The organism is Syntrophorhabdaceae bacterium, assembly GCA_036504895.1.
Classification (GTDB): domain Bacteria; phylum Desulfobacterota; class Syntrophorhabdia; order Syntrophorhabdales; family Syntrophorhabdaceae; genus PNOM01.
The window spans coordinates 1-5,390 of sequence record DASXUJ010000090.1 but is presented as its reverse complement, the minus strand read 5'-3'; the positions used below and the strand labels follow the sequence as shown (position 1 = coordinate 5,390).

At 51.9% G+C, this 5,390-nt stretch carries 7 protein-coding genes; all 7 read right to left on the bottom strand.

What is annotated here, in order from left to right; translation table 11 throughout:
* Positions 1–341: class I SAM-dependent methyltransferase (locus tag VGJ94_13115; protein ID HEY3277554.1), on the bottom strand; the 341-nt coding region annotated here is incomplete at its 3' end.
* 17 nt (positions 342–358) lie between these two features.
* A complete protein-coding gene (locus VGJ94_13110) occupies positions 359–1,462 on the bottom strand; it encodes an aminotransferase class I/II-fold pyridoxal phosphate-dependent enzyme (GenBank protein HEY3277553.1) in 1,104 nt (367 codons plus the stop codon).
* Positions 1,463–1,563: 101 nt separating this feature from the next.
* A complete protein-coding gene (locus tag VGJ94_13105) occupies positions 1,564–2,670 on the bottom strand; it encodes a DegT/DnrJ/EryC1/StrS family aminotransferase (GenBank protein HEY3277552.1) in 1,107 nt (368 codons plus the stop codon).
* On the bottom strand, positions 2,660–3,604 hold the full coding sequence (locus tag VGJ94_13100) for a transketolase C-terminal domain-containing protein (GenBank protein ID HEY3277551.1): 945 nt from the start codon (positions 3,602–3,604) through the stop codon (positions 2,660–2,662). Before VGJ94_13100 ends, VGJ94_13105 begins: the two co-directional genes overlap by 11 nt.
* Complete coding sequence (locus VGJ94_13095; GenBank protein HEY3277550.1) at positions 3,597–4,424, bottom strand: transketolase; 828 nt, start codon at positions 4,422–4,424, stop codon at positions 3,597–3,599. Before VGJ94_13095 ends, VGJ94_13100 begins: the two co-directional genes overlap by 8 nt.
* Positions 4,421–5,044, bottom strand: a complete 624-nt coding sequence (locus VGJ94_13090; GenBank protein HEY3277549.1) for a sugar transferase — start codon at positions 5,042–5,044, stop codon at positions 4,421–4,423. Before VGJ94_13090 ends, VGJ94_13095 begins: the two co-directional genes overlap by 4 nt.
* Before the next feature lie 35 nt (positions 5,045–5,079).
* A partial coding sequence (locus VGJ94_13085; protein HEY3277548.1) for a hypothetical protein occupies positions 5,080–5,390 on the bottom strand: 311 nt, incomplete at its 5' end.

The following is a 5,390-nucleotide window of genomic DNA, read 5'->3' as shown; positions in this document are numbered from 1 at the left end:
GCCGGAGAATGCAGATAGTAGATCGCCTCGTAAAGAATAACCACGTCGAGGCTCCTGTCGTCGAAGGGGAGCTGATGGGCATCCATCTTTCTGACTTCCAGCCGCGTACCGTAGTAGAGGCCGGCGAGCTCGACCATCTTGTCGTCAAAGTCACCGCCCACGACACGTTTCGAGACCTTTGCGAGGTATCCGAGGCCCTGGCCGGAGCCGCACGCGATTTCAAGAACTTCCTTATCCTTGCAGAATTCTCCGGCGAAGCGATACCGGGTATACATTCTCTGTACCTGTTCCCGAGCTACATTATATCCGGTAATCTCCGAAACTAAAGTGTAATCGACCATATTGTTCTCGCCCTCTGCTATACTTTGAGGGTCTTGATCCTCCGGCACGCTTCCGCAAGCACCTCATCGGTTTTTGCGAAACAGAATCGAATTAGCTTCTCCCCGCCTTCATCATGATAAAAGGCGTTTCCCGGAACACTTGCCACCTTGACCTTATCAAGAAGATACATGGCCTTCTCCTTGCTGCCGGCGCCGGGCAGGGAAGACGCGTCCGCGAGCACGTAATATGCGCCTTGAGGGACAATCGGAGAAAGGCCCACGGAATCGAGGGCGCCGCAAATCATATCGCGCTTCCTTCTGAACTCATCGCATAAGGCCCCGTAATACTGCTCCGGGAGCTCGAGGATGCCCGCAGCCACACCTAATTGGAGCGGGGCGGGAGCGCACACGTAGACCAGGTCGTTGATATATCCGATCATGTCCGCCCACTTTTTATCTGCCACGCTATAGCCGATTCTCCAGCCCGTAATACTGAAGGTCTTGGAATAGCCTGATATGGTGATCGTCCGGTCCGCTATTTCAGGAATCGATCCGGGACTTATGTGTTTCGCCCCGTCATATATAAAGTACTCGTAGATCTCGTCGGTAAAAACAAAAATATCATGGCGCAGCGCAAAATCGGCAATCCACTTCATTTCAGTCGTATCGAATACCTTGCCTGATGGGTTGGCAGGGGTGCATACCATTATGCCCCGCGTTCTGGGAGTGAAAGCTTTCTCCAGGTCCTCGGGCCCGAACTTCAGGTCCGGAAGGCCCAGCGATACGTATCTGGGCACCGCGTCTACTGCCAATAGAGTATTAAGATGATACCCGTAGTAAGGCTCAAAAAGGATCACCTCATCCCCGGGATCAAGCAGCGCAAGACATGCGCAATAGAAGGCGCCTGTCGAGCCGGCGCTCACCGTGATATTCGTCTCTGGGTCTACATCAATCCCGTTGTGCTGCGCGGTTTTTTTCGCTATCGCTCTCCTCAATTCCTGAAGGCCGTCATACCTCGTGTAAGAATTAAACCCGTCGTCAATCGCACGTTGGGCGTTTCGGGCTACCGGCTCGGGCACACCCGTGTCGCAGACGCCCTGGGCGAGGTTAATCCCTCCCACCTTTTCACATTCTATGGTCATTACGCGAATCTCCGCCTGCGATATTCCGTCGGCGCGTTTACTTAATCTCAGTCCCATAATAGATTCTTACCCCCCTATTCCCGTCTGCCCTATGGCCTATCTTATTTCCCATAAAATGACCTTACCGCCTCTATAACCAGATTTACCTCACCATCGTCGATCTCGGCATTGAGGGGAAGGGAACAGACCTCCCTGCTGATCGACTCCGTTTCGGGAAACCCCCTGTCCTCCAGAATAAGTTCCTCGTGCCTGTAGTAAGGTTTTCTGAACTGAGTCAATACCTCTATGCCGTAGTTTTTGAGATATTCGGAAAAATCATTGCCCTGCTTCGATCGGACGGTGTAGTTCTGGTAAATGTGGTCCCTTCTCGGATCGTCATAATGGGGCAAAAGGAGATCGGGCAAGCCCGATAATGCGGCACGGTATCGTTGGGCAATCTCTTTCCTCCTTGTGATCCACGACGGAAGATGGCGGAGCTTTACGTCGAGGAATGCGGCCTGCAGATTGTCGAGGAGACACGTGAATCCGTGTCCGTGATATTCCCCGGTATCTCTATCCTCTCCGTTATAGCGCATGCGGGTGGCGAAAAGGGCCACATCCGGATCATTGGTGGTAATCGCTCCCCCGTCGCCGTAGCAACCGAGGATCTTGAAGGGATAGAAGCTCCAGCACCCTGTCAAGCCCCATGCCCCCGCGCCTTTGCCGAGTATATTCGATCCAAGACTCTGGCAGGCATCTTCCACTATAATGAGGTTATGTCTGCCGGCGATCTCTTCGATACTCACCATATCGGCCATATAGCCGCTCAGATGGACGGGAATGATGGCCTTCGTCTTCGATGTGATCGCTTCTTCGATTTTGTTGACGTCGATATTAAAATCTTTCCCCACGTCTACCAACACAGGCCTTGCGCCCACGTTCACCACGGCCGATGCAGTCGCCACAAAAGTGTGGGCCGGCACGATGACTTCATCCCCTGCCCCTATTCCCGCGGCCCTCAATGAGATATGGAGCGCGTCGTAGCCGCTGTTGAGTCCCACCGCATACTTCGTTCCCACAAACCGGGCGAGGTTCTGCTCGAATTGCTTTAACTGGTCCCGGTCAATCAGATCCCCTTTTTCCATGACTTCGAAATATGTCTTATCTATCTCTCCCCGTATTCGCTGGTAACTCCTTTGGGGATCGACGAACCGTACCTTAATTCCCATAACTTTTCCCTTTCTCCTTTCGTGCCATATCGAATATCTGCTGAAAAATATTGTCCGCCGTCAATCCGTGCGTATCTCTCAGAAAATCCGCATCTCCCATGGCTGTCCCCAGGGGCTCGGATATGCCGAACCTCTTGAAAAGCCCGTGATAATGGCTTTCCAGAAGGACCTCGCCTATTGCGGACCCAAGGCCTCCGCTGATATTGTGCTCCTCGATCGATATGATGATTTTACGGGTGGAGGCGGTGCTTTTTATTGTCTCCACGTCCAGAGGTTTCAGGGTGTGCATATTAATTACCGTGGCCGCGATTCCTGTGTGCTCCAGACGGTCCGCAACGGACAACGCAACCGCCGCCATACTGCCTGTCACGAATATTGACGCATCAACTCCTTCCCGGAGAATCATTGCTTTTCCGATCTCAAGAGGAGGTGTGGCGTCATGGAGGACGGGGTCCCCGGTACGCCCCAATCTGATGTACATGGGGCCTGCAACCGTCGCAGAAAGCTCGGCCACGCATCGTGCTTCGACGGGATCGGCGGGAACAACCACGGTCATGTTCGGCAAAGACCTCATCAACGCGAAATCTTCAAGCCCGAAATGAGTAAACCCCTCCATCCCGTAAGTGAATCCACCGCCCACTCCCACCAATTTTACATCGAGGTTATGGTAGGCGATATCGACCCTTATCTGCTCGTAAGCTCTCATTACGAGAAAGGGGATAATTGAATAGCAGTATACCTTTTTCCCCGAGAGGGCCAATCCTGCGGCGACGCCTATCATATTCTGTTCGGCGATGCCCATATCGAGAAACCTGTCGGAAAACCTTTCCCTGAATTCATCAAACAACCTGAAGCCGAGATCCCCTGTCAAAAGGTAGAGGTCGGTGTCCCTCTGTGCCATGTCGCACAGGTGCTTCACGAATGTATCACGCATTATTGAGCTCCTTTATCGCGGCCTCATACTCTCTTTCATCGGGGGCGCGATAATGCCATAGCAGCTTATTTTCCATGAATGAGACGCCCTTGCCTTTTACGGTACGGGCTAAAATGACATTGGGCTTATCTTCCGAAAAAGGCAGACCTTCTAAAGACGTGCACACTTCCGCGAGGTTGTGTCCGTTAACCTCCCGTACGGCCCATCCGAAGGATTTCCACGTATCGGATAAATGGGCGAGATCGATTATGTCTTTCGTGTAGCCAAGGGCCTGCATGCCGTTGCAGTCCACCACGCTCACCAGGTTATTGAGTTTATGCTGGGAAGCGAACATGACTGCTTCCCAAATCGCTCCCTCATTCAGTTCCCCATCACCCAGGATCACGAAAACCCTCTGCTTTTTTCCATCTTTTTTGGCCGCAAATGCCATCCCGGCACCTACCGACAGACCATGCCCCAGGGATCCCGTTGAAAGCTCTATACCTTTTGAAACATCGCGGTTCGGGTGTTGTTCCAGGGTCCCGCCATTCTTGGCGAACCCCTTCAAATCATCGGCGCTCAGGAAACCCCTTTCCTTGAGGACCGTGTAGAGGGTCAGGCATGCATGGCCCTTGCTCATTATGAGCCTGTCCCTGTCGGCTTTTGACGGGTCCGCGGGATCAACGTTCAAATATTTGAAATAAAGGGCTACCAGGACTTCAACGATCGAAAAGGAAGGCCCTATGTGGGGGCTTCTCGTCCGATAGATCAGCTCCAGTATCTCTCTTCTGATAGTTTTGGAAATCTCGCTCAACCGGCCGATGTCGCAACTGGTCGTCATGCACTTTCACCATTTGTCCTCGTTTTAATAAGGGTACCAAGGGTCTTGAACAGAATTTTCATATCAGTCATCATGTTTTGCTCGTCAACATATTTCAGGGCCAGCTTAATCTTCTCCGGCTTGATCTTCTCTCTGTACGCCGCGTGGGGATCGGCTGCTCCTTTCAGTATCTCGCCTTCATTGTGGAACTCGAGGGACGCCCAATCGGTGATCCCCGGTCTCACTTCGAATATACGTTTTTCTCTTTCGCTGTAGGTTTCCACCTCGGAAGGGACTTCAGGTCTCGGCCCGATAATGCTCATCTCCCCCTTAAGGACATTGAGCAGTTGGGGCAATTCATCCAGCTTGTAATCCCGCATCACCTTCCCGGCCCCGGTGACGCGGGGATCGTCGTCGGAGGTAGAAGGCCCGCCGATCTTCTCCGCATCCACCACCATGGTCCTGAATTTGAAAATTCTAAAAGTCTTGCCTTTCCTCCCGACCCTGACGCCCCTGTAGAATATGGGACCGGGAGAACCCCGTTTTATTCTCACCACGAGGTAAAGGAGTAAAGGGCTCAGTGCGATCAGTCCCATTGTTGCTGCAGCAATATCAAATATCCGTTTTAATATATTATTCATTTTTCCTTCATCGGCCCTTGGTGCGCCCCTCAAAATTACTCGCGATCTCCTTCCTTCACAGATGTTGTCATGTTAAAATCCCGTGCGCCTCTTTCCGAGCTTCCTTTCCTGATACCAATTTCTCTCAGCTTATCCATTAATTGGCGAGTCCTTTCTTCTACTCCAGTGGAATTAAGATGGTAGGGGCTGTCGTAAAATAGGTCCAGGTCAAAGAAAAAATCCTGCGGAGCCCCTATCTGGGCTATTCCGTTCGTTGCGAAATATTCCTGGAGTTTTTCGAAATAACGGCGGTATTTCGCCGTCTCGTATTCTTTGAAATAAAGTACATTCGGATAGGAAACATAGA